The 26,200-nt window shown below is 72.7% G+C and carries 22 protein-coding genes; 12 read left to right on the forward strand and 10 right to left on the reverse strand.

Annotated elements, in window-relative coordinates; genetic code table 11:
• Positions 1–49: 49 nt before the first annotated feature.
• The 5 genes from ACFFRH_RS30920 to ACFFRH_RS30940 all read left to right on the forward strand — a co-directional run bounded on the left by ACFFRH_RS30920 (position 50) and on the right by ACFFRH_RS30940 (position 7,917).
• Positions 50–2,302: a serine/threonine-protein kinase gene (locus ACFFRH_RS30920; protein WP_386161132.1), complete on the forward strand. Its 2,253-nt coding sequence runs from the start codon at positions 50–52 to the stop codon at positions 2,300–2,302.
• Entirely contained in the window at positions 2,302–4,266 is a 1,965-nt protein-coding gene (locus ACFFRH_RS30925) for a protein kinase domain-containing protein (RefSeq protein ID WP_344746045.1), read from the forward strand. The genes ACFFRH_RS30920 and ACFFRH_RS30925 overlap by 1 nt, the downstream gene beginning before the upstream one ends.
• A 91-nt stretch (positions 4,267–4,357) precedes the next feature.
• The gene (locus ACFFRH_RS30930) at positions 4,358–5,806 is read left to right on the forward strand and encodes a serine/threonine-protein kinase (RefSeq protein ID WP_344746044.1); all 1,449 of its coding nucleotides are present in this window, start codon (positions 4,358–4,360) and stop codon (positions 5,804–5,806) included.
• Positions 5,807–6,165: 359 nt separating this feature from the next.
• Positions 6,166–6,945 (forward strand): electron transfer flavoprotein subunit beta/FixA family protein, encoded by a 780-nt coding sequence (locus tag ACFFRH_RS30935; RefSeq protein ID WP_386161133.1) that lies wholly within the window; start codon positions 6,166–6,168, stop codon positions 6,943–6,945.
• An 18-nt stretch (positions 6,946–6,963) separates the two neighbouring features.
• Complete coding sequence (locus tag ACFFRH_RS30940) at positions 6,964–7,917, forward strand: electron transfer flavoprotein subunit alpha/FixB family protein (RefSeq protein ID WP_386161134.1); 954 nt, start codon at positions 6,964–6,966, stop codon at positions 7,915–7,917.
• 113 nt (positions 7,918–8,030) lie between these two features.
• Here the strand turns inward: ACFFRH_RS30940 and ACFFRH_RS30945 are convergent, their stop codons facing one another.
• Together ACFFRH_RS30945 and ACFFRH_RS30950 are read right to left on the reverse strand one after the other, a co-directional pair.
• On the reverse strand, positions 8,031–9,248 hold the full coding sequence (locus ACFFRH_RS30945; protein ID WP_386161135.1) for an MFS transporter: 1,218 nt from the start codon (positions 9,246–9,248) through the stop codon (positions 8,031–8,033).
• 204 nt (positions 9,249–9,452) lie between these two features.
• The gene (locus tag ACFFRH_RS30950; RefSeq protein ID WP_386161136.1) at positions 9,453–9,959 is read right to left on the reverse strand and encodes a TetR/AcrR family transcriptional regulator; all 507 of its coding nucleotides are present in this window, start codon (positions 9,957–9,959) and stop codon (positions 9,453–9,455) included.
• A 112-nt stretch (positions 9,960–10,071) separates the two neighbouring features.
• Between ACFFRH_RS30950 and ACFFRH_RS30955 the strand changes: the two genes are divergently transcribed.
• Complete coding sequence (locus tag ACFFRH_RS30955) at positions 10,072–11,235, forward strand: cysteine desulfurase family protein (protein WP_386161137.1); 1,164 nt, start codon at positions 10,072–10,074, stop codon at positions 11,233–11,235.
• 63 nt (positions 11,236–11,298) lie between these two features.
• Complete coding sequence (gene mnmA / locus ACFFRH_RS30960; RefSeq protein ID WP_344746043.1) at positions 11,299–12,369, forward strand: tRNA 2-thiouridine(34) synthase MnmA; 1,071 nt, start codon at positions 11,299–11,301, stop codon at positions 12,367–12,369.
• A 192-nt stretch (positions 12,370–12,561) separates the two neighbouring features.
• On the opposite strand, the gene ACFFRH_RS30965 is transcribed toward mnmA, so the two are convergent.
• Positions 12,562–13,203, reverse strand: a complete 642-nt coding sequence (locus tag ACFFRH_RS30965; RefSeq protein WP_344746042.1) for an MBL fold metallo-hydrolase — start codon at positions 13,201–13,203, stop codon at positions 12,562–12,564.
• Between the two features lie 25 nt (positions 13,204–13,228).
• The gene (locus ACFFRH_RS30970; RefSeq protein WP_344746041.1) at positions 13,229–13,771 is read right to left on the reverse strand and encodes a MarR family winged helix-turn-helix transcriptional regulator; all 543 of its coding nucleotides are present in this window, start codon (positions 13,769–13,771) and stop codon (positions 13,229–13,231) included.
• A 90-nt stretch (positions 13,772–13,861) separates the two neighbouring features.
• On the opposite strand from ACFFRH_RS30970, the gene ACFFRH_RS30975 reads away from it, so the two are divergent.
• On the forward strand, positions 13,862–14,275 hold the full coding sequence (locus ACFFRH_RS30975) for a nuclear transport factor 2 family protein (protein ID WP_344746040.1): 414 nt from the start codon (positions 13,862–13,864) through the stop codon (positions 14,273–14,275).
• Positions 14,276–14,481: 206 nt separating this feature from the next.
• On the opposite strand, the gene ACFFRH_RS30980 is transcribed toward ACFFRH_RS30975, so the two are convergent.
• From ACFFRH_RS30980 to eccB, 5 genes are all read right to left on the reverse strand, one after another.
• Entirely contained in the window at positions 14,482–15,891 is a 1,410-nt protein-coding gene (locus ACFFRH_RS30980) for a hypothetical protein (protein ID WP_344746039.1), read from the reverse strand.
• A 6-nt stretch (positions 15,892–15,897) separates the two neighbouring features.
• Entirely contained in the window at positions 15,898–16,269 is a 372-nt protein-coding gene (locus ACFFRH_RS30985) for a hypothetical protein (RefSeq protein WP_344746038.1), read from the reverse strand.
• Between the two features lie 111 nt (positions 16,270–16,380).
• Positions 16,381–16,686, reverse strand: coding sequence for a WXG100 family type VII secretion target (locus tag ACFFRH_RS30990; protein WP_344746037.1), 306 nt, complete (start codon positions 16,684–16,686; stop codon positions 16,381–16,383).
• A 22-nt stretch (positions 16,687–16,708) separates the two neighbouring features.
• Positions 16,709–17,023: a WXG100 family type VII secretion target gene (locus ACFFRH_RS30995; protein WP_344746036.1), complete on the reverse strand. Its 315-nt coding sequence runs from the start codon at positions 17,021–17,023 to the stop codon at positions 16,709–16,711.
• Positions 17,024–17,131: 108 nt separating this feature from the next.
• Positions 17,132–18,568, reverse strand: a complete 1,437-nt coding sequence (gene eccB / locus ACFFRH_RS31000) for a type VII secretion protein EccB (RefSeq protein ID WP_344746035.1) — start codon at positions 18,566–18,568, stop codon at positions 17,132–17,134.
• A gap of 203 nt (positions 18,569–18,771) precedes the next feature.
• Here eccB and ACFFRH_RS31005 point away from each other — a divergent pair, with 203 nt between their 5' ends.
• The 3 genes from ACFFRH_RS31005 to ACFFRH_RS31015 are packed head-to-tail and all read left to right on the forward strand — an operon-like array spanning position 18,772 to position 20,345.
• Positions 18,772–19,074: a hypothetical protein gene (locus tag ACFFRH_RS31005; RefSeq protein WP_344746034.1), complete on the forward strand. Its 303-nt coding sequence runs from the start codon at positions 18,772–18,774 to the stop codon at positions 19,072–19,074.
• A gap of 21 nt (positions 19,075–19,095) precedes the next feature.
• Positions 19,096–19,905 (forward strand): hypothetical protein, encoded by an 810-nt coding sequence (locus tag ACFFRH_RS31010; RefSeq protein WP_344746033.1) that lies wholly within the window; start codon positions 19,096–19,098, stop codon positions 19,903–19,905.
• Entirely contained in the window at positions 19,902–20,345 is a 444-nt protein-coding gene (locus tag ACFFRH_RS31015) for a YbaB/EbfC family nucleoid-associated protein (protein ID WP_344746032.1), read from the forward strand. Before ACFFRH_RS31010 ends, ACFFRH_RS31015 begins: the two co-directional genes overlap by 4 nt.
• A gap of 140 nt (positions 20,346–20,485) precedes the next feature.
• Here ACFFRH_RS31015 and eccD read toward each other — a convergent pair whose 3' ends face one another.
• Positions 20,486–21,880: a type VII secretion integral membrane protein EccD gene (gene eccD / locus ACFFRH_RS31020; protein WP_386161138.1), complete on the reverse strand. Its 1,395-nt coding sequence runs from the start codon at positions 21,878–21,880 to the stop codon at positions 20,486–20,488.
• Between the two features lie 265 nt (positions 21,881–22,145).
• Here eccD and eccCa point away from each other — a divergent pair, with 265 nt between their 5' ends.
• Entirely contained in the window at positions 22,146–26,114 is a 3,969-nt protein-coding gene (gene eccCa / locus ACFFRH_RS31025; RefSeq protein WP_386161139.1) for a type VII secretion protein EccCa, read from the forward strand.
• The last annotated feature ends 86 nt before the right edge of the window (positions 26,115–26,200 follow it).

Consider the following 26,200-nt stretch of genomic DNA (forward strand, 5'->3'; position numbering starts at 1 on the left):
GATGGTTCATCTCGTGGGCGAGGTCTAAGCCGATATGGTGCTTCATGCCATGAATCAGGACGACCGATTGGGCCCTTACCGGCTGCTGCGGCGGCTCGGCGAGGGCGGTATGGGCGTGGTCCATCTAGCCGTCGACCCGCAGGGCCGGCAGGTGGCGGTGAAGGTCCTCCGCGCCGAGGTGGCGGGCGACGACGTCGCGCGCCGCCGTCTTTCGCGCGAGGTCGAGACGATGCGCCGCGTGCGCAGCGAGTACATCGCGGAGGTCCTCGACGCCGACGTGACCGGTCACCGCCCCTACATCGTGACGCGCTACGTCGCGGGCAGGCCGCTGGACGAGGTCGTCAAGCAGGACGGCCCGATGGAGCTGCCCGCGCTGCTGCGGGTCGCGCACGGGGTGGCGTCGGCGCTGGCCGCCGTCCACTCGGTCGGGGTGATCCACCGCGACCTGAAGCCCGGCAACGTCCTCATCCTGGACGGCGAGCCGGTCCTCATCGACTTCGGCATCGCGCAGGCCGTCGACGCCACCCGGCTCACCCAGACCGGCATGTTCATCGGCACCCCCGGCTACCTCGCCCCCGAGATCATCGAGGGACACGAGGCCGGGCCCGAGGTCGACGTGCACGCCTGGGCGGGCACCCTGGTCTTCGCCGCCACCGGCCTGCCGCCCTTCGGCAAGGGCACGCTGGAGATGATCTTCTACAACATCACCGCGGGCAAGGCGAACGTCGACGCCGTTCCCCAGGCGCTCCAGCCGGTCCTGCGGGCCGCGCTCCAGCGCGACCCGGCGAGGCGGCCCGCCGCCGCCGACCTGGCGGCGCAGGTGGCGCGCCTGCTGCCCCGCCCCGGCACCGGCCCCGGCAGGCCCCGGGTGCCCGACGAGATCACCACGGTCGCCGAGTTCGACGACCCCGCCCCCGGCTCCCGCGCTCCCGGGTCCCCGGGCGCCTTCGGTGTTCCAGGTGCTCCCGGTGGCCCCGGCGCCCCGAGCCCGCGCGTCCCCGGGCGCCAGGGCGCCGCGGTCGACGAGCCGGGTGACGTGCCGACCCCGGTGGCGTCACGCCCCGCGGTCCAGCGGTCCACCTCCTGGCCTCCCGCCCCCGTGGTCCAGCCCCAGGAGTACGTCTCGCTGCTCGGCGAGGAGCAGCCCGACCCGTGGCCCACCCGCCGGGTGACGCCCGAGGAGCTGCGCCAGGCCGCGGCGGCCCAGCAGGCCGCGTACGACCTGCCCACCGGCATGCTCGCCCCCGAGGACGTCCCCACCCGCGGTCCGGGTGCCGTGCCCGGTCCGTCCACTCCCGCCGCGGGCGACCGGCAGGCGGCGCCGGCCGCCGACGGCGGCGCCACGGCGCCGGTCTCCGACGGGGACATCCCCACCCAGCGGGTCCGTCCCCAGGACCTGCAGGAGTACATCCGCCAGTACACCGACCAGCCGGGCCAGTCTGGCCAGCCGGGCCAGCAGGGCCGGCCCGGTCAGCAGGCCCAACCGGGCCGGTCACCGCAGCCCGGTGGCCAGCCCCCGCCGCCCTACCCGCAGCGGCAGGCCCCGTTCGACCAGCAGCAGACCCCGCACGTCCGCACCCCCGCACCGCCTCCCTACCCCTATCCGCATCCCCAGCCCCAGCAGCACGCCCAGCATCCCCCGCAGGCTCAGCAGCCCGTGCCGTCGGCGCTCCACCCCGGCCAGCGTCCGGGGCACGCGTTGCAGCGTTCCAAGGCGTACGGGGTGGCGAGCGTGCTGATGCTGGTCATCATGACGGTCGCGGCGGTCATCGCCCCGGTGATCGTCGCCGCGCTGGTGATCCCGGTGGCGATCCTGCTGCGCGCCGCCGACATCGCCCAGCCGGCGCTCAACTCCCGAAGGGCCGCGGGCGAGGCGGCGGCCGACGTCCTCCGGGTGCTCGGCCAGCCGGCCGCGCTCCTGAAGTCGATCGGTATCACCATCGCCCTCGTGCCGTACGCGCTGATCCTCGGCCTGCCGGTGACGCTCCTGCTCGCGGTGCTGGTCGGGAGCATGCCGGAGACCAACGCGCTGAGCTGGGGGACGGCCGTCGCGCTCTGGACCGTCTGCGCCGGACCCGGAGTCGAGGGCCCAAGCCGGCAGATGCGACGTACGCTGGCATCACTGCTGCCGTCACGCGGAGCGGCCATCATCGCCGCCGCGGGGCTGGCGGCGGTGGCGGCGCTGATGGTCTTCCTGGCGATCGGCACCGTGGGAGACACAGCACGACGGGCGGTGTGGACGCCGGTCGATGTCGGGACGGTGGTGACCGAACTGGAACACCTACGAAAGAAGGCGGCGTGATGACCGGGGACACGCGGGCGCCCGAGAGGCTGGGCCCGTACCGCCTGCTCAGGAAGATCGGCGAGGGCGGCATGGGCGTCGTCCACCTCGGGCTCGACGAGGACGGGCGCGAGGTGGCCGTGAAGGTCCTGCACCCGCACGTGGCCGCCGACCTCAAGGCACGCGACCGGCTCACCCGCGAGGTGGAGACCATGCGGCGGGTGCGCAGCCAGCACGTCGCCGAGGTGCTCGACGCCGAGCTGACGGCGAAGCAGCCCTACATCGTGACCCGCTTCGCCCCGGGGCGCACGCTGGAGGAGACCGTCCTGGAGGACGGCCCGCTCCCCGCCGACCAGGTGATCCGGCTGGCGCAGGGCATGTGCGCGGCGCTGGTGGCCATCCACGCCGCCGACGTCATCCACCGCGACTTCAAGCCGTCCAACGTGATGATCGTCAACGGTGACCCGCTGGTCATCGACTTCGGCATCGCCCACCTGGTCAACGCGACCCGGCTCACCCAGACCGGCATGTTCGTCGGCACCCCCGGCTACCTCGCCCCGGAGATCATCCGCGACTCCGAGATCACCCAGGCGGCCGACGTGCACGCGCTGGCCTCGACGGTCTTCTTCGGCGCGACCGGCAAGCCGCCGTTCGGCACGGGCAGCTTCGAGGTCGTCTGCTTCAACATCATGGAGGGCCGGGCGAACGTCGACCTGGCTCCCGCGTGGCTGCGCGGCTGGCTGCGGCGGGCCCTCGCCGTCGACCCCGCCGCCCGGCCGTCCGCGACGGAGCTGCACCGGATGGCCCGCGCCCTCGACCCGAACGTGACGGCCTTCCAGGAGACGCCGCCCACCTCCGTCCTCGAAAGCGGCGGGACGAAGGTCCTCAACGCCGACGGCACCAGGGTCCTGGACGGTCAGCCCACCTCCCCCTCCCCGTCGTCGCCGCCGCTTAGCGGCACCCGGGCGCTGCCGCAGGACGGCGGTTACGCCGACCTGCTCCCGCCGGTCGAGTACGCCAAGCCGGAGCGGCGTGAGCGCAGGCCCAGGCAGGAGCAGGGCCAGGGGTCCGCCGCGACGGCCCCGCCCCCGTACGTCCCGGCCTCCAAGCCGCCCCCCTACGTCCCCGCGCCGCCCTCGGCGCAGGTCAGGGCCGCGGCCCCGCCGCCCTTCGCCGACCAGCGGGTGGCCGGGTATCCGGCGCCGCCGCCCACCGGCCAGGCGCGCCCCTACCCGCCGCCGGTCCAGGCGCGGCGTGAGGCCCCCACCCAGGACCGGCCCGCGCCCCGCACCCCTCCGCAGGAGCGCTACCGCGCCGCCCACCCGCTCGCCTCGGTGCTGCTGCTCACGATCCTGGTGGCGCTGGCCTGCATGCTGCCCGTGGTGGTGAGCGTGTTCGCGCTGGCTGCCGCGCTCTGCCTGCGCGTGGGCGAGCACCTCTTCGGAGACCTGGCCCAGCGACGCTCCATCCGGGGCAGCAGCGCCAGCGACCCCCTGCTCGCGGTGCTCGGCACCCCGTGGGCGCTGATCAGGTCCGCGTTCGGGACGCTGGCGACCGGGGTGCTGTCGGCGATGTTCGGCATGTGCGTGTGGGGGTTCCTCGTCTACGCGGGGGACATGAACAAGAACTTCGCGGCCGCCTACGCCGCGGGTGCCTTCGTGGCCGGGCTGTTCGTGCTGCCCGGTGGCGGCAAGCCCCGCAAGGCCGTCGCCCGCGCGCTGAGCGGGGTGATCCGCAGTCCCGGCGCGGGCATGGTGACCACGATCGTGCTGGGCACGCTGGCGTTCTTCGCGGTGATGGCCGCGTTCAGCGTGGTCCCGTCCTTCTCCCCGTGGCAGCCTCCGACCGAGGTCGTCGACAAGCTCACGGCGCAGTGGCGGCAGTCGGCGAACGAGGGCGCGATGGGCGTGCTCGACCTCGTCGGCGGTCTCTTCGACGAGCTGATGAAGAGCCTCGGCCTCGGATTCCTCACGTTCTGGCGGTAACGGTCCCGACGGCGGGTCCTTAACGGTCGCCGACCGGTGCGCGATCGCCTTCTCTGCGGCACGATGGAGGGGACCCGCCGGAAGGAGTCGCATGGTTGCGCCGGACGGTGAACGTCTTGGCCCCTACCGCCTGCTGTCGAGACTGGGCGCCGGAGGTTTCGGCGAGGTCCACCTGGCGCTGGACCCCCAGGGGCGCACGGTGGCGGTGAAGATCCTGCATCCCCACGTCGCGGCCGACGAGACGGCCCTGACCAGGCTGGCCCGCGAGGTCGACACCATGCGGCTGGTCCAGGGCCCGCGGGTCGCCGAGATCCTGGACGCCTCCCTGGAGGGGGCCCGCCCCTACCTGGTCACCCGTTACGTGCAGGGCCGCCCGCTCGGCGCGGTGGTCGCCGCCGACGGGCCGGTCGCCGGCGACGATCTCGTACGGCTCGCGCGCGGCCTGGCCGAGGCCGTGGCCACCGTGCACGCCGCCGGGGTGGTGCACCGCGACCTCAAGCCCGCCAACGTGATCCTGACCGACGGGGAGCCGGTCGTCATCGACTTCGGCATCGCCTCCGCGCTCGACTCGCCCTCGGTCACCGCCTCGGGGGCCGTGCTCGGCACGCCCGGCTATCTGGCGCCCGAGGTGCTGGAGGGCGCCGAGGCCGGCCCGGAGGCCGACATCTTCGCCCTCGGGGCGACGCTGGCGTACGCGTCCACGGGGCGGCACCCCTACGGCACCGGCCCGGCGTCGGCGATCGGCTACCGCGTCGTGCACCACCCTCCCGACCTCGACGGCGTTCCCGGATGGCTGGAGCCGACGCTCGGCGAGTGCCTGCTGCGCGATCCCGCCGCCCGGCCGCACGCGGACAGGATCGTGACGCGGCTGGGCGGCACCCCCGCCGCGCGGCCGGTCGGACACCGCCGCGACACCGCCGACGCCCGCGAGGCCGCCCGCGCCGAGGGCACCCGGCACCGGGCGGCCGTGTTCCGCGACCCCCCGCCGTTCGCGAGAGCGGACTCCCCGGAGGCCGTGGCGTTCCAGGATCCCGCGCTGTTCCCGGAGCCCCGGTCCCGGGACGTGCCGGTGCCGAGGAGCAGGCAGCCCCAGGACGCCGCGAACGCGGTGAACGCGGCGAACGCGGCGGACACCGGGATGCAGGATCTCGGCACCCGGGAGTGGCGGCCGGGGCGGCGGCGCCCGGCGACGGGCAGGCCCTCGCCGGAGGAGGCCCGCGAGCGCCGCAGGGTCGTCCTGCACCGCCGCTGGGTCGTCGGCACCGGCCTGCTCGTCTCCCTGATGGCCGCGACCGCGCGGGAACCGCTGCCCGAGGTGGCGCTGCTGCTCCTGACCGGGTACGGCTCGGTGATGCTCGTCGACGCGGGCATCGCCCTGTTCGCCCGCCGGAACCGGGGGCGCATGATCCTCGACCTGGCGGCCGGAGCCGGGACCGTCGCGCTGGCGGCGGTCCTCAGCACGTTCTTCAGCACGCTCACCCTGGCGCTGGTGCTGGGCACCGTCGTCTTCGTCCTGATCGCGATCCTGGTGGCCAGCTGAGCGGGCCGGGGGCGGTGCCCGCGCCGGCGCCCGGTCCCGGGTCGTGCGCGTGGCGCGGAGCCCGCACGCGAATACCGGAATATAGTTCGGTATGGTAGGGGTGGCGGTCCTCGGGGAAGGTTACGGCCGCTCGGTGCAGGCCGCGCAACCTGGCGGTTTGCACCTAAGCTACTGATGGGTAACATAATGACGGGGGGCCGGGGCGGGCACGTACCGACCGGGCCACCCGCTGCCACAACGCCCGAGGGCACCTGGCAGTCTTGGCAGCGCGTGCACGTACCCCGCGTGCACGTACCGCATCCGGCGTCAACCGCAGCGACGCGGTGGCGCAGGCGAACACGGGAGGTCGGCCACCGGCCATGAACATCGTCGTCTGCGTGAAGCAGGTCCCCGACACGGCGACCGAGCGCAAGCTGAAGTCCGATGACAATACGCTCGACCGCGATGCCGCCGACGGCGTCATCAACGAGCTGTGCGAATACGCGGTCGAGGAGGCGCTGCGCCTGAAGGAGGCGCACGGCGGTGAGGTGACCGTCCTCACCATGGGTCCCGCCAAGGCGAGCGACACCATCCGCAAGGCTCTGGCCATGGGTGCCGACAAGGCCGTCCACCTGGTGGACGACGCGCTGCACGGCTCGGACGCCCTGGGCACCTCCCACGCCCTGGCGCAGACCCTCAAGAAGATCGGTTTCGATCTGGTCGTGCTCGGCTCGGAGTCGACGGACGCCCGCACCGGGGTCCTCGCCGCGATGCTGGCCGAGCGCCTCGGCGTTCCGCAGCTCACCTTCGCCAACCAGGTACAGGTCGACGGGGGCGCCATCTCCATCCAGCGCGTCACCGACTACGGCTACGACAAGGTCGAGGCCTCGCTGCCCGCCGTCGTCTCCGTCGTGGAGAAGATCAACGAGCCGCGCTACCCGTCCTTCAAGGGCATCATGGCCGCCAAGAAGAAGCCGGTCGAGAAGCTCGGTGTCGCCGACGCCGAGATCGACGCCTCCCAGGTGGGCCTGGCCAACTCCTGGAGCGAGGTCACAGACTTCGAGGCCGCCCCGCCGCGCGCGGCGGGCACGGTCGTCAAGGACGAGGGCGACGGTGGCGTGAAGGCCGCCGACTTCCTCGCGTCGAAGAAGTTCGTCTGAGAGCGGGGGTTAGCTGGAATGTCCGAGATTCTCGTTCTGGTCGAGCACGTCGAGGGCCAGGTCAAGAAGGTCACCCTTGAGCTGCTGACGCTGGCCAGGAAGCTGGGCGCCCCGTCGGCGGTCTGGACGGGCGCGGGCTACTCCCCCGAGGCCCAGGCCAGGCTGGCCGAGTACGGCGCGGAGAAGATCTACCTGGCCGACTCCGCGGAGGTCAGCGACTACGTCGTGGCGCCCAAGGCGGAGCTGCTCGCCCACCTCGTGGGTGAGAAGTCGCCGGTCGCGGTGCTCGTCGCCGCGACGGCCGAGGCGAAGGAGATCGCCGGCCGTCTCGCCATCAAGATCGACTCCGGTGTGCTCACCGACGTCGTGGGCATCGAGGACGGCCTCGTCGCCGACCAGTCCATCTTCGGCGGCGGCATCAACGTCCGGTCGCGCGTGACCAAGGGCACCCCGATCGTCGCGGTGCGCCCCAACGCCACCCCGGTCGAGGCCGCCGCGGGCGCGGGCGCCGAGGAGCGCGTCACCTTCACCGTCTCCGACGCCGCCAAGGGCGCCAGGATCGTGGAGCGGGTCAAGGAGGAGAAGGGCGCGCGTCCGGAGCTCACCGAGGCCGCGATCGTGGTCTCCGGTGGCCGGGGCGTCGGCTCGGCCGAGAAGTTCTCGATCATCGAGGACCTGGCCGACTCGCTCGGCGCGGCCGTCGGCGCCTCCCGCGCCGCGACCGACGCCGGTTGGTACCCCCACCAGTTCCAGGTCGGCCAGACCGGCAAGACCGTCTCGCCGCAGCTGTACATCGCGGCGGGCATCTCCGGGGCCATCCAGCACCGGGCCGGCATGCAGACCGCCAAGACGATCGTCGCGATCAACAAGGACCCCGAGGCGCCGATCTTCGAGCTCGCCGACTACGGCGTCGTGGGCGACCTGCACCAGATCGTCCCGCAGCTGACCCAGGAGGTCACCAAGCGCAAGTGACCTGTCAGGTCACGCGTACCGAGGGGACGGGCACGGTGTGCCCGTCCCCTCGGGCATCCGGGCGGTATGAACTGTCCCTGCCGGACCCCCGCGGGTCCGTGGGCCCGCCGAGGTCAGGCCGCCATGGACAGCTCGCGCCCGGGGGTCTCCAGCGGGACGGTGATCGCGCGGGAGCGGGGCAGGAACCACGCGACCACGGCGATCAGGACGCCGAGCACCACGGCGAGGCCGAGACCCACCCTGAGCGTGACCAGATCGGAGAGGAAACCGATGATCACGGGGCCGAGCAGCAGTCCCGCGTAGCCCATCGCGCCGGTCTGGGCGATGGCCGGCCCGGGATCGCCGGTCGCGCCGCCCGCCAGGGACATGGCCATCGGCGAGACCGTCGCCACGGCCACGCCCACGAACAGCATGGCCGAGATGGCGATCGCCGCCGTGGGGGCCGTGAGGACCACGCCGAAGGTCGCGGCGGTGGCCAGGCCGGAGGCGACCATCATGCCGCGGGCGCCGAAGCGGGCCCGTACGCGGTCACCGGTGAGGCGCCCGGCCAGCATGCCCACCTCGAAGATCGGGTAGCCCAGGGCGGCGAGCGCCTCCGGGGCGCCCAGCACGTTCCGCAGGTACAGGCCGTTCCAGTCGGCGACCGTACCCTCCACCATGAACGCGCAGAAGGCGATCACGCCGAGAAGGTAGACCACCGGAGGCATCCGGCGCCGCGCCGCGCCCCTGCCACCGGCCGAACGGCCCTTGGCCGAGCGGCCGACGGCCGTCACCGGGTCGGGCAGGTAGGAGCGGCTGACGAGGGCCGCCACGGGGAGCGCGAGCAGGGCGACCAGGGTCAGGTGGACCGTGACCGAGAGTCCCGCCGCGATCGCCGCGGTGCCCAGCAGGCCCGCGGAGATCGCTCCCACGCACCAACCGGCGTGCATGCCGTTCATCAGCGGGCGCCCGTAGGCGCGCTCGACCGTCGAGCCCTGCGCGTTCATCGCGACGTCCACCGCGCCGAACGCCATGCCGAACAGGCCGCTCGCGGCCAGGACCAGGGGGAACGACGGCGCCAGCGCGAGCAGCGCCAGGGTGATCGCGGTCAGGGGGGCCGCGACCCGCAGGATGCTCCGGCTCCCGAAGCGCGTCATCACCCCGCGCATCGACTGCATGGTGATGAGCGCTCCCAGCCCCCACACGAGGAGGGTGGCGCCCACCGAGGCCTCGGACAGCCCGAGTTTGTCGGAGAGCGCCGGAATGCGCACGGTCATCGATCCGCACAGCAGGCCTGCGAGCACGAATGTGAGAACCGCTCCGGTTCGAGCCGCTCTCAGGTCGCGGGTCATGACTCAATCCCTTCAATAAATGTTTTGACAAACCAGGGAGCGGGCACACCAAAGTCGGTCGCTTTCGCGCGTGCGAAAGCGACCACCAATCTTTGTGAGTGTTTCCCCTGGTCAGATGAATGATCAGACGGATGCCCGCCGACCGGCGCGTCGCGCGCCGGGATGATCAGGCGGGTGGTGCCGTCAGGCGGGCGGCAGGGTCGGTCAGGCGGGCAGCAGGGCCAGCAGGCGCCGTTTCAGGATCTCGAAGTGCTCGGCGTCGTAGAGGTCGGGGTCGTGGCTCGCCACGTCCCACAGTCCCTCGCAGGCCAGGCGCACGATCTGCGCCGCCTCCGGGTCGGGCTCGCTGTCGAGCCCCTCGCGGTGCCAGCGGGCCATCGCCTCCCGCAGCGGTGCCAGGAGATAGAGGTTGCCGGAGGCCCCGGTCACCACGGCCCAGCGCCGCAGCCTGCCGCTCCGCACGGCGGCGAACGTGGCGGCCAGATAGTTCTTGGTATAGGTGTCGTGGCCCTGGGCCGCGACGAGCTCGTCGAACTCCTCGATCAGCCGCTCGACCATGCCCTTGATCAGGGCTTCCTTCGTGCCGAAGTGGTAGAGCAGACCGCCCTTGCTGCATCCGGCGCGCTCCGCGACGGTCGCCAGGGTGAGCGCCTGGGAGCCCTGGTCGCAGAGCAGATCCTCTGCCGCGTCCAACAGCTCCTCCCGTCTCATGACGGTTACTGTACCGTCTGGACGGTTTAGTGGTCAACTCCGGGGATCGGGCCCTCGGCGGGCGCGGATACGCTTGGAAGGTTGACAGCGATTTGGGGAGGGGAATGCGGCCGTGAAGTCCGCCTATCTCGATCACGCGGCGACCACGCCGATGCTTCCCGAGGCGATCGAGGCGATGACAGCCCAGCTCGTCCAGGTCGGCAACGCGTCCTCCCTGCACGCCGCCGGCCGCCGCACCCGCCAGGTCGTGGAGGAGTCGCGGGAGACCATCGCCGCCGCGCTCGGCGCCAGGCCCAGCGAGGTCGTCTTCACCGCGGGCGGCACCGAGGCCGACAACCTCGCCGTCAAGGGCCTGTACTGGGCCCGCCGCGCCGGAGGGGCCGACAGGATCCTGATCAGCGCGGTGGAGCACCACGCCGCCCTGGACCCCGCGCACTGGCTGAGCGCCCACCAGGGCGCGACCGTCGAGCCGCTCGACGTCGACGAGTTCGGCCGGGTGCACCCGCAGACCCTCCGCGAGGCCGTCGAGCGCGACCCGGAGAGTGTCGCCCTGATCAGTGTCATGTGGGCCAACAACGAGGTCGGCACCATCCAGCCCGTCCACGAGCTCGCCGCGATCGCCGGGGAGTACGGCATCCCCTTCCACACCGACGCGGTCCAGGCCGTCGGCCAGCTCCCCGTGGTCTTCGCCGACTCGGGGGTCGACGCGCTGACGCTCTCCGGGCACAAGGTCGGCGGCCCGATGGGCGTGGGTGCCCTGCTGCTCGCCCGGGGCGTCGACCCGGTGCCGGTGCTGCACGGCGGCGGCCAGGAGCGCGACGTCCGCTCCGGCACGCTCGACGCCCCCTCCGTCGCGGGATTCGCCACGGCGGTGCGGGCCGCGGTGGCCCGGCAGGCCGAGAACTCGGCCCGGCTGACCGGGCTCCGCGACGACCTCATCCGCCGGGTCCGCCAGGCGGTGCCCGACGTGATCCTCAACGGCGACCCGGTGAACCGCCTTCCCGGCAACGCCCACTTCTCCTTCCCCGGCTGCGAGGGCGACGCCCTGCTCATGCTCCTGGACGCCAAGGGCGTGGAGTGCTCGACGGGCTCGGCCTGCTCGGCGGGGGTGGCGCAGCCCTCCCACGTGCTGCTCGCGATGGGCGCCGACGGGTTCCGGGCGCGCGGCTCGCTGCGCTTCTCCCTGGGGCACACCTCGACCGAGGAGGACGTGGACCGGCTGGCCGAGGTGATCGGCCACGTCGTCGAGCGCGCCCGCCGCGCGGGCCTGAGCTGATCGGTGCCCCGGGGCCTCCCGGCCCGACGAGGTGGGCGCCGGCGCGGGTACGCTCAGGGGGTTATGAGTCTTCGTGTGCTTGCCGCCATGTCCGGTGGCGTCGACTCCGCCGTGGCGGCCGCCCGCATCGCCGAGGCGGGCCATGACGTCACCGGTGTCCACCTCGCCCTCTCCGCCAACCCTCAGTCCTATCGGACCGGCGCCCGCGGGTGCTGCACGGTCGAGGACTCGCGGGACGCCCGCAGGGCCGCCGACGTGATCGGCATCCCCTTCTACATATGGGACATGGCCGAGCGGTTCCACCGCGACGTGGTCGAGGACTTCGTCAGCGAGTACGCCGCCGGGCGCACGCCCAACCCGTGCCTGCGCTGCAACGAGAAGATCAAGTTCGAGGCGGTGCTCGACCGGGCCCTCGCGCTGGGCTTCGACGCGGTGGCCACCGGGCACCACGCGCGCGTCGCGGACGGCGTCCTGAGCCGCAGCCCCGACCAGGGCAAGGACCAGTCGTACGTCCTGGGCGTGCTCACCAGGGAGCAGCTCGCTCACGCGATCTTCCCGCTGGGTGACTCCACCAAGGCCCAGGTGCGCGAGGAGGCCGCGCGGCGTGGCCTCATGGTGGCCGACAAGCCCGACAGCCACGACATCTGCTTCATCGCCGACGGCGACACCCGGGGCTTCCTCGCCGACCGCCTCGGCGCGGAGCGGGGGCCGATCGTCGACGAGTCCGGAGAGGTCGTGGGCGACCACGAGGGCGCCTACGGCTTCACCATCGGCCAGCGCAAGGGCCTGCGCATCGACCGCCCGGCCCCCGACGGCCGCCCGCGCTACGTGCTGTCCATCGAGCCGGTCTCCAACACGGTCACCGTCGGCCCGCGTTCGTCCCTCCAGGTCACGACCATCGTCGCGGAGCGGCCGGTCTGGAACGGCCCGGTGGAGGAGCCGCGCGAGCCGCTGGCCTGCACGGTCCAGCTCCGCGCCCACGGCGAGGTGTACGGCTGCCGCGCCCAGCTCTCCGGCGGGGAGGTCCACATCACGCTGGACGGCCCGGCCACCGGGGTCGCGGCGGGCCAGGCGGCCGTGCTCTATCTCGGCGACACCGTGATCGGCTCGGCCACCATCGCCTCGGCCTCCTGAGCCCGCTCCCCGGGCGCGTCCGGGCGCGTCACGCGGGCGGCGGGCAGGTTTTCGACGGTCGCGTTCCCGTCCGGTGAGGGTTCCCATCGCGGGACGGGCACAGGACGGGGGCCGGGGGCCGGCCCGTCGGGTTCCCTGTCCGGGCGGGCCGGTCCGCGTCGAGACGCCGAGGTGTCGAAGCGCCGGCGCGGGCTAGGGCAGGGTGACCGACTCGCCGGGCTTGAGGCGGCGCATGTCGGCCTTCTGCTTGTCCGACTCCATCTCCAGCCACATGTCGACCAGGCGGAGCCCGATGTCGTTGAGCAGGCCGTCGTGGGTGGAGAAGGCGCGGGCGGGGCGGACCTGGCGGAGATACTCGACCATCTCCGACGCCTTCATCCACGGCGCGTTGGTCGGCACCAGGAGGGTGGGCACCTCGACACCCGGAGGGGTGAACGCGTCACCGGGGTAGAAGACCTCCTCGTCCACCAGGAAGCCGACGTTGCGCACGATCGGCAGGTCCGGGTGGTTGGGGGCGTGCCACTCGCCGACGACCCTCACCTCGAAACCGGCCGTGTCGAAGGTGTCGCCGTGCCGTACGACCTGGATCTTCGCGGGAACGTCGGCGAGCGCGGCGGCCACGCCCTCGTTGGTCCAGATCCGCAGGGACGGGTCGGCCTCGGCCGCCCGGCGCAGCCGGTCGGCGTCCACGTGGTCGAAGTGCTCGTGGGTGATGAGAACGGCCTGTGCCCCGTCGAGCGCGGACTCCTCGCTGAAGGAGCCCGGGTCGATCACGAGGGCGGAGCCGTCCTTCTCCAGGCGGACACACGCGTGCCCGAATTTCGTGAGTCTCATCCCCTCACTTTATGGGCGTGCCGGATCATGGTCCCGCGGGGGGCGGCACCGCCGCGCCCTCGTTCCGATCTTTGGCGGCGATGCTGTGGAGCAGCCGCGCCAGCAGGCCGGAGAGCTGCTCGCGCTCGGCCGCCGACAGGCCGGAGAGCATCCGTTCCATGCCGCGCAGGTGGTCGCCCACCGCGCCGCCGACGAGCTCGCGTCCCTCGGGGGTGAGCCGGACCCGCACTCCGCGGCCGTCGGAGGGATCGGGGGCGCGGACCAGCAGGCCCGCCGCCGCCAGACGGTCGACGCGGTTGGTGGTCGCGGCGGGTGAGAGCAGCAGCGAGGAGGACAGGGCTCCGGCCGACAGCCCCTCGGGGTCTCCGGAGCGGTACAGGGTGGCGAGCACGTCGAACTCCCCCCGGTTGAGGCCGTGGGCGCGCAGGGTCGCGGCGATGGCGGTGCCCGCGAGGGTGTCGGCACGGGTCAGGCGGCCGAAAAGGGCCATCGGCCCCGGGTCCACGCCAGGCATCTCCCTGTTCCACTGCTCGATCATCCGCTGGACACCGGCGTCCGGGTCTTCCATGCGCGCTCCTCACGTCTCGGTCCCAATAGTTTGACATCGAAATATCTGGGTGCAACTATTTCTACGTCGAAATTCTTTGAGAGGATCACCATGAACGACGCGCAGCGCAACGCACAGGCCGTACGGGATCTCTACGACGCCCTCGGCGCGGGCGACCTGGAGGGCGCGGGGAGGGCGCTCACCCCCGACTCGGTCCTGCACGTCCCGGGGCGCGGCGCCAACACCGGCGACTACGTCGGCCGCGAGGCCGTCCTCGGTTTCGTCGCCCACGCCTTCACCGCCACCGGCGGCACCCTGAAGCTGACCGTGCACCGCGTGCTGTCGGACGACGAGACGGCCGTGGCCCTGACGACCTACACCGCCTCCCGGCCCGACCGCGACCTTCCGCTGGAGAACAACCTCGCCCACGTCATGACGATGCGCGACGGCAGGATCGCCGAGGGCTGGTTCCACAGCCGCGACCAGTACGAGGTCGACGCCTTCTGGGGCGATGAGACCGCCTGAGCCGGGCGCGATCCGGACCGTGGTCTCCAGGGGCTCCCGGGCCGTGGTCTCCGGGGGGCTCTGGGGAGGGCACCGAGGAAGGCGGGCGGCCCGCGCGGAGGGCTACAAGGAGCGGAGGGCTACGAGGAAGGGCGCCTTTCGCGGGGCGGGGCCGAGAGACGGAACGCGCGGGGGCCGCCGGGATGGGCGCCCCCCGCGCGTTCCGGTCAGGTGATCACGGGCGGTGCGGTACCGCCGTCACCACCCCATATGTCCTCGTCCTCGGTGAGCCAGGTGGAGCGTTCGCGGTCCTGGTTCCCCTCGCCCGCCGCGCCGCCCATCGGCATGAACGGCATGCCGCCCATGCCCATGCCGCCGCGGCCGTCGGCCCGCATGCCGCCGGCACCGCCGAAGCCGCCACCGGCCCCGGTGGTGCCACCGGTGCCGACCCAGGAACTCGGCCCGGCGGGGCCGTTCTGGCCGAACGAGGTGGGGCCCGCGCCCCCTCCGCCGCCACCGCTGTAGGTGGGCAGGCCGACACCGGTGCCGGGGCCGGTCCCAGGACCGAGTCCCGTTCCGGGGCCGAGCCCGGTGCCGGGGCCGCCCGGCACGGTGGGCTCGAAACCGGCCAGCTTGGTGTTGCGCGGATCGTTCGGGTCCAGAGCCGCCGGGTCGGTGGAGTACGCGGGCGGGACGGTGCCGTTCCCCGGCAGGCCACCGGTGCCCGGCCCGCCGGTGCCGGGCAGACCGGTGCCGGGGCCGCCGGTACCGGGGAGACCCGGATAGGCCGGGTTGGAGACGCCGGGATAGTCGCTCCCGCCCGGCAGACCGGTGCCGGGACCGCCTGTGCCGGGGCCTCCGGGATAGCCGTCCGAGAAGCCGGGCAGGTCTCCGGTGCCGGTGTAACCGGCACCGCCGCCAGGGAAACCGGCACCGCCACCGGGAAAACCGGCGCCGCCGCCGGAGAAACCGCCGGGAAACCCCGCCCCGCTGGGGTAGTTCCCCGTGCCGCCCTTGTAGTTCTGGTCGGTGAGCGGGACTTTGGTCGGGTCGTTCAGCCTGGGCAGGTCCTTCTCCACGGTCGCGGGAATGCGATCGTAGAGGGTGATCAGCTCCTTGTTGAGCTCCATCAGGTCCTCGCGGGCGAGGTCGTTCTCCGACTTGTTGGTGAAGATGATCCCGCCGAACGTCCCGAGGTTGATGTCGTCGCCAGGCGCGAAGTCCAGCCCGTCGTCGAACTCGAACCAGCCGCTCTTGGCCGCGTTGTTGATGTAGGAGGGAAGGATCTCCTTGCCGTAGTAGTTCAGCGGGGGTCCGAGCTGACCGCAGCGGGTGGCCAGTTCCTGGACCGTCTTGTGTACGAGCTGGAGCGCCTTCTGCGCCTCGATCGAGGCGTCACCGCTCCAGACCTTCGACAGCTCTCCGGCGACCTCCCTGATCAGGGCGTGGCTGCCGTTCAGCATGCCGGCCGCGGAGTTGTAGGCGTGGCCCGCGTCCTCGATGGCCCTCGGGTTGGTGGATTCGAGCATCGCTCTGATCTCGGTCGCGCTGTAGCCGCTGTAGTGGCCTCGGCTGCCGATCCCGGGAGCGCTTTCACCGTCGAACTTGATGTGGTGAAGCGCCTGGTCGTTGCCCATCGCCTCTCACCCCCCCTTGTTCGTGGTGCTGGCCTGCTCGGCGTCCTCGTAGTTGTAGGCGGCGACCCGCAGCAGGTTGATCGCCGCCCGGTACTTGGCGACCGTGTCCTGGTAGACCGCGCCGATCTTCATGTGAGCCTTGCCCGCGGTCCTGGCGACGTCCTTGGCGGTGTCCCAGGTGCCGAAGTGGGTCTCGGTCAGGTTGGTCAGGGACCGCATGTCCTGCAGGGATCCCTCGTTCGAGCCCTCCAGGCGCTCCAGGTCCTCTTCCAGTGCCTGGAGGAGTTTCTTGATCCGGTCGCGCCTGAGCTCGACGGCCGGACGGTCCTTGTCGAGACCTGGCCAGGGGGGCGCGGCTGTGTCTTCGGGAGGTAACATGCCTCTCTCCCCGTTACTGAGTTACTGGGGGCCGCGACAGCGCCGCGACCCGGTTGGTTCTCCCGGTGAGGTTGGGCCCCGGCACCGCCGTGACCCGCTCCGCTCTCGGGATCAGCGCCCGTCGAACATCGTGACGTTGACCTTCTCGGTATTCGCGAAGTTCTCCCTGCCGATCTCGATGACGCCACCGAGGCGCTGGAGCAGCGCGGCCATCCGGCCGGACGCCGCGTCCCACTGGGTGCGGGCGCCGTAGTAGGCCGTGCGCGCGTCACCCTCCCAGTCGCCGAGCAACCGGTCGAGGTCCCCTTCCAGGTTCTGGAGGGTGCCTTCCAACATCTGCCACTGCCGGGCGAAGTCGCCGGCAGAGCGGTCCATCTGGCCGAAGTCGACAAGAGTGCGGTCGAAGTCGCTAGCCATGGTGATCCCCGTTCCGAATCCGTCAGCTGTTGATGTCGGCCCCGAGCCGCCTGGACACGGCGGTCTGGTTCTCCTGGGCCGTCTCGTAGTTCTTCTGGATGTTCTTGAGCTTGATGGACAGGCCCTCGAGCTCGCGCAGGATGTTGGTCATCTCGGTGCTCCAGGCGTTGAACACGCCGTCGAAGGAGACCGCGGACTGGCCGTCCCAGCCGGAGCGCAGCTCGCCCCGGTGGCCTTCGAGCTGGGTCTTGATCTGGTTGATCGTGGTTTTGGCGTCGTCGGTCTTCTGTGACGCCTCGCCAAGCCGCGAATGGTACGCGGAGGTCTTCTGAACCACGTGGCACCTCCATGGTGCTCGACTGGTATGGGGGTTTCGATCATTACAAAGTGGACAGTCGTTACATCTCTCACCAATAACGAACAGATGTACCGTTGGTAACGGGGATCACGGTTGTCCCACCGGCACCGGGACCGCCGCCGCCGTCCGGCTGAGCGCGGGGCCCTGCGGGATCAGGTGCACGATGTGCGCGGGCAGCGGCGCGACGTCCGCGGCGGTGTAGCCGAGACTCGCCAGCGACTCCGTCGCGGTGACCGCGTGCCGCCGCCCCTGGTCGCTGATCAGGAAGACCGAGGTGACCGCGTCCAGCCTGCCGTTCCCCGGCAGCACGCCCACCAGCGACGCGGTGCCCGGCGGGAGCACGACCTGGTCCACCGAGTCCTGGTCGAACCGGCCCGCCGGCGGCGCGGGGATGCTCATGGTGCTGCCGACGGTGAGCCGCGCCCGGGTCGATCCGCGCTCGGTGTCGGCGTAGACCGCGCACACCGGCGAGGCGGGGTCGGGGGCGATGACCCGCGGCATGGCCGTGGGAAGCCCCGCGGGATCGAAGCGGGTGGCCGAGCGCCGCATCCCGTTCGCGGTCGCCGCGTCGATCTCCACGGGGCGCACCGGCGCCCTGCCGTACGCCTTCTTGCTCGCCGGGTCCTGGAGCAGGAGGTCGGCCTGGGCGGGGGTGAGCGCGGCCAGGCCGTCGGGGAGCAGGACGTACCACTTGGCCGCGCCGCCCGACACCGCGCGCACGGTGTAGATCCGGCCCGCGACGGAACGCCTGCCGTCGGGGCCGCGCGTCACCCTGCCGCGGGCGGCGAGCGCCGGGGCGCGGAAGTCGGGGCCGATGGGCAGCGCGTTCAGCCAGGCCGCGGGGACCTGCCGGGGCTGCTCCTCGGTCAGCGCCCGCAGGCTCTCCTGCGGCACCCGCATCCGCCGGTCCGACCAGAGCAGCCAGGTCTGCGAGCCCTCCTCCACGACCATCGCGGTGTCCCGCCCGATCGGGGTGCCGCCGACCGGGAAGCCGCCGATCAGCGAGGTGTGCGGGGTGCGCGTCCCGGTGGCGTCCACGCCCTCGACCACGCAGGCCGACCAGGGCGCGCGGACCAGCCGCTCGCGGGGCGGAAGGGACTCGGGGGCGCCGGGGATGCCGACCATGAGCCCGCGCGGGAAGCGCGCGAGCGATGCCGTGGAGACCGTGCGGACCGCCACGTTCTGCCCGCCCTGCCCGCCGCCGAGCAGCAGCCGGGCCGAGGTGACGTTGGCGACCGGGATCATCTGGCCCCGCGTCGCGCTGTAGACGAAGGTCGCGCCCGACTCCTCCTCGACGATCACCGTCCCCGGCTCGGTGAGCGCGGTGGCGCCGCCGGGCTTCAGCAGGCCGTAGATGCCGAACGCCACCGCCACCAGCACCGCGACGAGCACGCCGCAGAACGTCGCGACGTTGTGCCTGCGCATCGGCGACTCGGGAACGTCGGGTTCGCCCTGGAGCAGGGCCATGCCCAGGCGCTGGGTCATCAGCCGGTGCGCCTGATAGAGATCACGACGGGTCTGCATCCCACCTCCGCCTCGCCGGGTGCGCGGTCGCCGACAGCATAGAAGCGTGATCGCCGGGCGGCGCACGGGCCGCCGACGGTGAACGGCGGTGGTACCGGACGTTTCCGGCCGTCGGCGACCCCGTGAACAGGCATTCGAGGCGGGTGGTGGGACCGGCTCCGGATGGTAGGAGATGTCCGGGAACACGTGATCACGGAGGCCACATGACCCAGGAGAGGTACGTCACCTCCACGGCGATCGAGAGCATTCGCAAGGAGATCGAGGAGGACGTCATCCCGAAGATCAGGGAGCTGCACGCGATGCTGGGCGACACGACGGTCGGATTCCCCGGCTGGGGGGCGGTCGGCGAGGTCGCGGTCGGGATGCGCTACCGGGAGGTCCAGCGGGACGTCGGGGAGAAGTTCGACGACGCGGTGGAGGTGCTGGAGTCGTGGACGGTCGCGCTGACGACCGCCCGCGTCAACTGGCGGACCGCCGAGGACAACAGCACCGTCGTGTACCAGTGAACCGGGGGATGGGGGACTGAGATGACCGCGAGACCGGGTGGGAGACCGAGCCCGCTGACGGCGGGCAGGAGCGCCAAGGGGGTGATCACGAACTCCACCAAGGTCCTGTCCACCCTCAAGGGCGGTGCCAGGCTGGCGCCCACGGCCTGGGCGGGCGTGGCGATCGCGAGCACCGCCGTGGCGAACGTGCCGGGCATGGCCGACGCCTACAACAACTGGGAGTCCGTCCACTCGCGCCTGGACACCGCGGTGAAGAGCTACGTCGCCGTCCTGCTCACCAAGGAGAAGGAGGGCTGGATCGCCGACGACAGGGAGGCGTTCGACGACGCCGTCCAGCGGATGCAGGAGGCGCTGGAGAGCCTGCGCGCCTACGTCAAGAACGTCGCCGGGATCGTCGACGAGCTGGGGGACGCCTACCGCGCCTACTGGCTCGCCATCGCCAAGATCGCGGCCACCCTGCTCGCCCTCGCGACGATCGCGGCGGCGATGCTGGCGACCCCGTACGCGGCCAGTGCCATGGTGAACCTGAGGATGCTGGGCACCCTGGCGAGCCAGGTCATCGCCGTCTCGACCGGCGCGCTGGGCAAGCTCGTCGCCTCGGTGGCCGGGAGCATGTCGGTCTACTTCTCCGGCAAGGCGTGGGTCCAGTCGTTCAACCTGGAGCCCACCGGCTCGGCCAAGGTCGACTTCACCAGGGCGAGGATCGACCCCTCGCTCCTGCCGTACCAGGCGGCGCCCACGGGTGCGCCCGGCCAGGCGCCCCAGCTGCCCAAGGGCGGGACGTTCGAGTGGCTGTCCCCCAAGAAAGAGATGCCGGAGCCGTACAAGTGAGCGATCTCGACCACGGGAACCCGCGCCCGGGAAACCCCGGGAACCCGGAGAACCTGAGCCTGGAGGACCTGGACGCCGTCGTGCGGCAGAGCGAGGAGACGCTGCGGCGGCTCGGCGGGGTCTTCGGCGAGCTGGAGACCGTCACCGGCGAGGGGTCCGGCGCCGGCGGCCTGGCCCGCGCCCTGGTGGACGGCACCGGGCGGATCAAGGAGATCACCCTTGAGCCGCGCATCATGCGCCTGGACAGCCAGGCGGTGGCCGAGGCGGTGACCGAGGCGGTCCGTGCCGCCCAGGAGGCCGCCGGGCGCGCGAACGAGGAACTGCTCCGCGCCGCCACCGGTGGCGACCCGCTCCCGCTGGACATGGCCGACGCCCGCCGCCGGTTCGAGGACATCGGCCAGGACCTGGTCCGTACCCTGGACGACCTGACGCGCGACTGACCGCCCGCTCCCCGCCCCCGCCCGGCCCACCGCCCGGCCGACCGGGCGGGATCGGGAGGGTACGGGCTCCCGGACCGTGCGGAACCTCCGCGGGACGAGGGACCGTACGGGGCCGGGGGCCGGTCCGGGCGGAACCCCGGTCAGCCCGACAGGCCCCTGATGGCCGCGTACACGTCCATCACCCCGAGCGCGAGCGGGAGCAGGGCGAGGATCAGGCAGAACTCCACGACGTCCCCGGCGCGTCCCCAGAACGGGGAGGGGCGCCGCTGCGAGAGGAACAGCGCCATGCCGCCCGCGAGCGCCGCCGCGCACACCAGGCCGATCGTCACCGCGAAGGCCGAGTCCGGCACGGTGAGCGCCACGCCCAGGGTGAGCGCCAGCAGCCCGGTCAGCCCCGAGCCGAGCAACCAGAGGCGCTGGCCGGTCCCCTGGAAGACGCGGGCGCGCATCAGCAGTGCCAGCGAGAGCGTGACCAGGGTCGCGGGGGCGGTCCACCCGCTCGCGGTGAGCAGTACCGGCAGCGTGCCCAGCGCCACCAGGGCGACACCCGCGGTCAGGCCGGTCGCGAACCGCTCGGCCTCCGTCGCGCGCCGCCGGATGTCCGCGCCGTCGATGTCGTCGGTGTCGCCGCGCAGTTCCTCGGCGTTGGCGGGCAGCGCGGGCAGCGGGAGCCGCGCCAGCCGGAAGGACGTCGTCGGGATGAGGGGGGCGCAGGCCAGGGTCACCGCGGCGGCCAGCGCGGCCACCCCGGCGGCGGGCGCCCCGGTGAACATGACGACCGCCGAGCAGATCGTCCCGATCACCGCGGCCAGCCCGACGCCGAAGAAGTTGGGCAGTCCATCGGCGACGATCCAGCCGGTCACGGTGGCGACCAGCGCGGTCACCGCGAACCCGGCCAGCAGGTTGGGCGCTCCGAACGCGGCGGGACCGGCGGGGGGAGCGGGTACGCAGGCCCCGGCCAGGAAGGCGTGGGGCAGCGCGGTGTAGCCGATGATCGCACCGGCCCCGCTGTCGCCCACGGCCCTGGAGAGTACGGCGCCCGCCACGACGGCGAGGGTCGCGCACGCCCCGGCGAAGGCGACCACCGGCCCCCAGGGCGGCCCGCTCGCCACGAGCACCGCGAACGCGGCGACCATCGACAGCGCCGCGGTGCCCAGCCCGACGCCCCTGGTGTGCGCGGCCCGCCAGCGGCCGGTCCGTTCCTTCACGCCGGTCGCCACGGTGTCGGCGACGTCGTCGAAGATCGCCTCGGGCAGCTGGGACGAGCGGGGCAGCAGGTAGAGGACCTCGCCGTCCCTGATGCCCAGCTCGGACAGGCCCGCGCCCGAGGGCATGGGGGCGGCGCCGATCCGCTGGAGCCCCCAGCCGCCGGCGGGCGCGACCTCCTCGGCGCTCTCGCCGGTGGCGGCGAGCAGGTCGGGCAGCAGGTGGGAGAGGGGGAGGTCCGAGGGCACCGCCAGGTCGACCCGGCGGCGCGGGGTGACGACGGTGATGCGGCACAGGGGGATTGCGGTCACCTGGTTCACAGGGCGCATGCTAGTCACCTCCGCGATCACCCGGCACCCGCCGGGGGCGAGGGGAACCACGGTGTTCATCCCGTGATCGCCCGGCATCCAGCTGATCACCCGACATACAGCTGACCGCCCTGCATCCAGCGGATCGTCGGGTTGATGATGCTCGTCCCGCGATCGCCCGGTATCGGTCCCGAGGCGTTCTCGAAGATTCCATCGAACCCGGGGGGCGGTTTCGCTACGGTAATCCGGACTGGACAGTATTTGCTTAACTCACATCGGGGGCGAAGTGGGCATCGTGGTCGTCCGGCGTCCCGAGCGGCGTCCGCCTCCGGCGCCACCGCGCGGCGAGATCCTCCTGGAGTCGCCGCCCGAGATCCCGGAGACCACCTCGGCGGGGTTCACGCAGGTGCTCATGTATCTGCCGATGGTGGCCGGCGGCGCCGCGATGGGGCTGATGTTCGCCGGGGGCGGCGGCGGAAACCCGATCATGTACGTGGCGAGCGGCATGTTCGCGCTCTCCATGGTCGGCATGACCGTCGGCCAGATGGGCCGCGCGGGCGGGGAGCGCAAGCAGCGGATCAACGGCCAGCGCCGCGACTACTTCCGCTACCTGTCCCAGACCCGCGCCAAGGTCAGGCGCGCGGCGAGCAGGCAGCGCGCGGCGCTCGACTGGAACGGCCCCGACCCCGACGCCCTCTGGGCGATCGCGCTGAGCGCCCGCCTGTGGGAGCGGCGGCCCTCGGACGCCGACTTCGGCGCCGTCCGGGTGGGCACCGGCTCCCAGCGCCTCGCCGTCCAGCTCATCCCGCCGGAGTCCAAGCCGGTCGAGGACCTGGACGCCATGTCCGCCGGGGCGCTGCGCCGCTTCGTCCGCGCCCACTCGACGGTGGCCGACCTGCCCATCGCCATCTCCCTGCACTCCTTCGCCAGGGTGAGGCCCACCGGCCCCGAGGCGGCCGTCCGCGACATGGTCAGGGCGCTCGTCGGCCAGCTGGCCGTCTTCCACTCGCCGGACGAGCTCAGGATCGCGGTGTGCGCGTCCAAGGAGTGGATGGCCCACTGGGAGTGGATCAAGTGGCTCCCGCACGCCCTGCACCCGCACGAGACCGACGCGGCTGGGCCCGTCCGCCTCATGACCGACGACCTGGGCGAGCTCGACCGGCTGCTCGGCGCCGACTTCAAGAACCGGGCCCGGTTCAAGCCGGGCATCTCCGCCGAGGCGCTCCCGTACCACATCGTGATCATCGACGGCGGGCACGTCCCGCAGGACTCCCCGCTGGGCGCGGACGCGATCGAGGGGGTGACCCTGATCGACCTCGACGGGACCACCACCCCGGCGGGGGAGAAGACGATGCTCAGGCTGCGCGTCACCGAGGACCTGTTCAGCCGGGTCACCACGGACCAGGCGGGCAAGAAGGTCGTCACGCCGCTCGGCAGGCCCGACCGGTTCTCGTACCTGCAGGCCGACGGGCTCGCCAGGCGGCTCGCCCCGCTGCGCGGCTCCCCGGCCGGAGCGGGGGGCGGCGACGCGCTCGCCGCCGACACCACGCTGGCCGAGCTGCTGGGGCTCGGCGACGCGGCGGGGCTGGACCCGGCGCTGCTCTGGCGTCCCAGGGCGCCGCGCAACCGGCTGCGGGTGCCGATCGGCGTCGGTACCGACGGGCGCCCGGTCGAACTGGACATCAAGGAGTCGGCGCAGGGCGGCATGGGCCCGCACGGCCTGGTCATCGGCGCCACCGGCTCCGGCAAGAGCGAGCTGCTGCGCACGCTGGTGCTCGGGCTCGCCGTCGCGCACTCGTCGGAGGTCCTGAACTTCGTGCTCGTCGACTTCAAGGGCGGCGCGACCTTCCTGGGCATGGACTCCCTGCCGCACGTCGCGGCCGTCATCACCAACCTCGCCGACGAGCTGCCGCTGGTCGACCGCATGCACGCCGCCCTGCACGGCGAGATGGTACGGCGCCAGGAGCTGCTCCGCGCCGCGGGGAACTACGCCTCGCTGCGCGACTACGAGCAGGCCAGGGAGCAGGGGGCCGACCTGCGGCCGATGCCCACCCTCTTCGTGGTGCTGGACGAGTTCAGCGAGCTGCTCTCGGCCAAGCCCGAGTTCATCGAGCTCTTCGTGATGATCGGCCGTCTCGGCAGGTCCCTGGGGGTGCACCTGCTGCTCGCCTCGCAGCGGCTGGAGGAGGGCAGGCTGCGCGGCCTGGACACCCACCTGTCGTACCGGATCGGCCTGCGGACCTTCTCGGCGATGGAGAGCCGGGTGGTGCTCGGCGTGACCGACGCCTACGAGCTGCCCTCGGCGCCGGGCAACGCCTTCCTGAAGTTCGACACCACCGGGATGGTCCGCTTCAAGGCCGCGTACGTCTCCGGGCCCTACACCCCCGAGCGGCGGGTGGTGCGGCGCGAGCGCGCGGAGGGGCGGCAGATCGTCCCGTACGGTCCCGCCTACATCGCGCCCCCCGTCCAGGCCGAGCCCGAGGAGGAACCGGAGGCGGCCGTCGGCGCTGGGCGTGACACGCTGCTCGACGTCGTGGTCCGCAGGCTGGGCGCGCAGGGCCCGCCCGCGCACCGGATCTGGCTGCCGCCGCTGGCCGAGCCGCCCTCGCTGGACCAGATCCTCCCGCCCCTGTCCGTCACCCCGGGCCACGGGCTGACGACCGCGCACTGGCAGGGACGCGGGGGGCTGCACGCGCTGCTCGGCGTCGTCGACCGTCCCTTCGAGCAGCGGCGCGACCCGTACTGGGTCGACCTGTCGGGCGCCGCCGGGCACCTGGCCGTGGCCGGCGGGCCGCAGAGCGGCAAGAGCACCGTGCTGCGCACGCTGATCGCCGGTCTCGCCCTCACCCACACCCCCGCCGAGGTGCAGTTCTACTGCCTGGACTTCGGCGGCGGCGCCCTCGCCTCACTGGAGGGCCTGCCGCACGTCGGCGGGGTGGCCAACCGGCTGGACGCCGACCGGGTCCGCCGGACCGTCGCCGAGGTCACCGCGCTGCTCGCGCGGCGGGAGCGCGAGTTCGCCGAGCGGGGCATCGACTCGATCACCACCTACCGGCGCCAGATCGCCGCGGGGACCGTGGACCCCGGCGGCTTCGGGGACGTCTTCCTCGTGGTCGACGGCTGGCTCACGGTCCGCCAGGAGTTCGAGTCGCTGGAGCCCACGATCACCGAGCTGGCCGCACGCGGTCTCGGCTACGGCGTCCACGTGGTCGCGGCGACCAACAAGTGGTCGGAGTTCCGGCCCTCCATCCGCGACCTGTTCGGCTCCCGGGTGGAGCTGAGGCTGGGCGACGCCTACGAGTCCGAGGTGAACCGCAGGACCGCCATGGCGGTTCCCGAGGGCGTGCCGGGGCGCGGCCTGACCCGCGACGGCCTGCACTTCCTGAGCGCGCTGCCCCGCGTCGACGGCGGCGAGCGGAGCGACGACCTGCCCGTCGCGACCCGGGCGATGGTCGAGGCCGTCGCCGCCGCCTGGCAGGGCCCGCCCGCGCCCAGGGTGCGGCTGCTGCCCGCCGTCCTCGCGCCGGAGAGCCTGCCGGGACCCGAGGAGACCGGCGCGCGGATCCCGCTGGGCATCGACGAGAGCACCCTCTCGCCGGTGCTCGCCGACTTCGACGCCGATCCCCACCTGGTCGTCATCGGCGACAACGAGAGCGGCAAGTCCAACCTGCTGCGCCTGGTGGCCGAGGGGGTCGTGGCCCGCCACGAGCCCGCGCGGGCCCGCCTCGTCGTCATCGACTACCGCCGCTCGCTGCTGGACGCCGCCTACACCGAGCACCGCATCGGGTACGCGGCCTCCTCGACCGCCGCCACCGAGTTCATCGCCGAGATCAGGGAGTCGCTCGTCAAGCGGCTCCCCCCGGCGAACCTCTCACCGGAGGAGCTGCGGTCGCGCGGCTGGTGGAAGGGGGCGGACATCTACATCGTGGTCGACGACTACGACGTGGTGGCCTCGGGCGCCAACCCACTCGGGGCGCTGCTCGACCTGCTGCCCCAGGCCCGCGACATCGGCCTGCACCTGGTGCTGGCCCGTGCGATGGGCGGCGCGGGACGGGCCATGTTCGACCCGGTGCTCCAGCGGCTCAAGGACATGGCCACCCCGGCCGTCATGATGTCGGGCCACAAGGACGAGGGCGTGCTGTTCGGGGTGCGCCCCCACGCGCTGCCGCCGGGACGCGCCTATCTCTCCGACCGCAGGAACGGGGTGCGCCTCATCCAGACCGCGTTCGTTCCCCAGCCCGATCCGGAGAGGTGAACGGGAAGCAACACGGGAGGGCGTCTCGCGTAACAATGGATGACTAGTTTCACTCCCTCAACGTGCGCGACGTTCAGGGGACTCTC

Origin of the sequence: Streptosporangium vulgare (assembly GCF_042428775.1) — a bacterium.
In the GTDB taxonomy this organism is placed as follows: domain Bacteria; phylum Actinomycetota; class Actinomycetes; order Streptosporangiales; family Streptosporangiaceae; genus Streptosporangium; species Streptosporangium vulgare.

Bases quoted from the DNA above. Each gene is read 5' to 3' on its own strand.
- ACFFRH_RS30970 (WP_344746041.1), bottom strand. From the start codon at position 13,771: ATGGAAGACCCGGACGCCGGTGTCCAGCGGATGATCGAGCAGTGGAAC.
- ACFFRH_RS30925 (WP_344746045.1), top strand. From the start codon at position 2,302: ATGACCGGGGACACGCGGGCGCCCGAGAGGCTGGGCCCGTACCGCCTG.
- mnmA (WP_344746043.1), top strand. From the start codon at position 11,299: ATGAGTCTTCGTGTGCTTGCCGCCATGTCCGGTGGCGTCGACTCCGCC.
- eccD (WP_386161138.1), bottom strand. From the start codon at position 21,880: ATGCGCCCTGTGAACCAGGTGACCGCAATCCCCCTGTGCCGCATCACC.
- ACFFRH_RS31005 (WP_344746034.1), top strand. From the start codon at position 18,772: ATGACCCAGGAGAGGTACGTCACCTCCACGGCGATCGAGAGCATTCGC.
- ACFFRH_RS30935 (WP_386161133.1), top strand. From the start codon at position 6,166: ATGAACATCGTCGTCTGCGTGAAGCAGGTCCCCGACACGGCGACCGAG.
- ACFFRH_RS30930 (WP_344746044.1), top strand. From the start codon at position 4,358: ATGGTTGCGCCGGACGGTGAACGTCTTGGCCCCTACCGCCTGCTGTCG.
- ACFFRH_RS30985 (WP_344746038.1), bottom strand. From the start codon at position 16,269: ATGTTACCTCCCGAAGACACAGCCGCGCCCCCCTGGCCAGGTCTCGAC.
- ACFFRH_RS30920 (WP_386161132.1), top strand. From the start codon at position 50: ATGAATCAGGACGACCGATTGGGCCCTTACCGGCTGCTGCGGCGGCTC.
- ACFFRH_RS30945 (WP_386161135.1), bottom strand. From the start codon at position 9,248: ATGACCCGCGACCTGAGAGCGGCTCGAACCGGAGCGGTTCTCACATTC.
- ACFFRH_RS30990 (WP_344746037.1), bottom strand. From the start codon at position 16,686: ATGGCTAGCGACTTCGACCGCACTCTTGTCGACTTCGGCCAGATGGAC.
- ACFFRH_RS30980 (WP_344746039.1), bottom strand. From the start codon at position 15,891: ATGGGCAACGACCAGGCGCTTCACCACATCAAGTTCGACGGTGAAAGC.
- eccB (WP_344746035.1), bottom strand. From the start codon at position 18,568: ATGCAGACCCGTCGTGATCTCTATCAGGCGCACCGGCTGATGACCCAG.
- ACFFRH_RS30965 (WP_344746042.1), bottom strand. From the start codon at position 13,203: ATGAGACTCACGAAATTCGGGCACGCGTGTGTCCGCCTGGAGAAGGAC.
- ACFFRH_RS31010 (WP_344746033.1), top strand. From the start codon at position 19,096: ATGACCGCGAGACCGGGTGGGAGACCGAGCCCGCTGACGGCGGGCAGG.
- ACFFRH_RS30940 (WP_386161134.1), top strand. From the start codon at position 6,964: ATGTCCGAGATTCTCGTTCTGGTCGAGCACGTCGAGGGCCAGGTCAAG.
- ACFFRH_RS30975 (WP_344746040.1), top strand. From the start codon at position 13,862: ATGAACGACGCGCAGCGCAACGCACAGGCCGTACGGGATCTCTACGAC.
- ACFFRH_RS30950 (WP_386161136.1), bottom strand. From the start codon at position 9,959: ATGAGACGGGAGGAGCTGTTGGACGCGGCAGAGGATCTGCTCTGCGAC.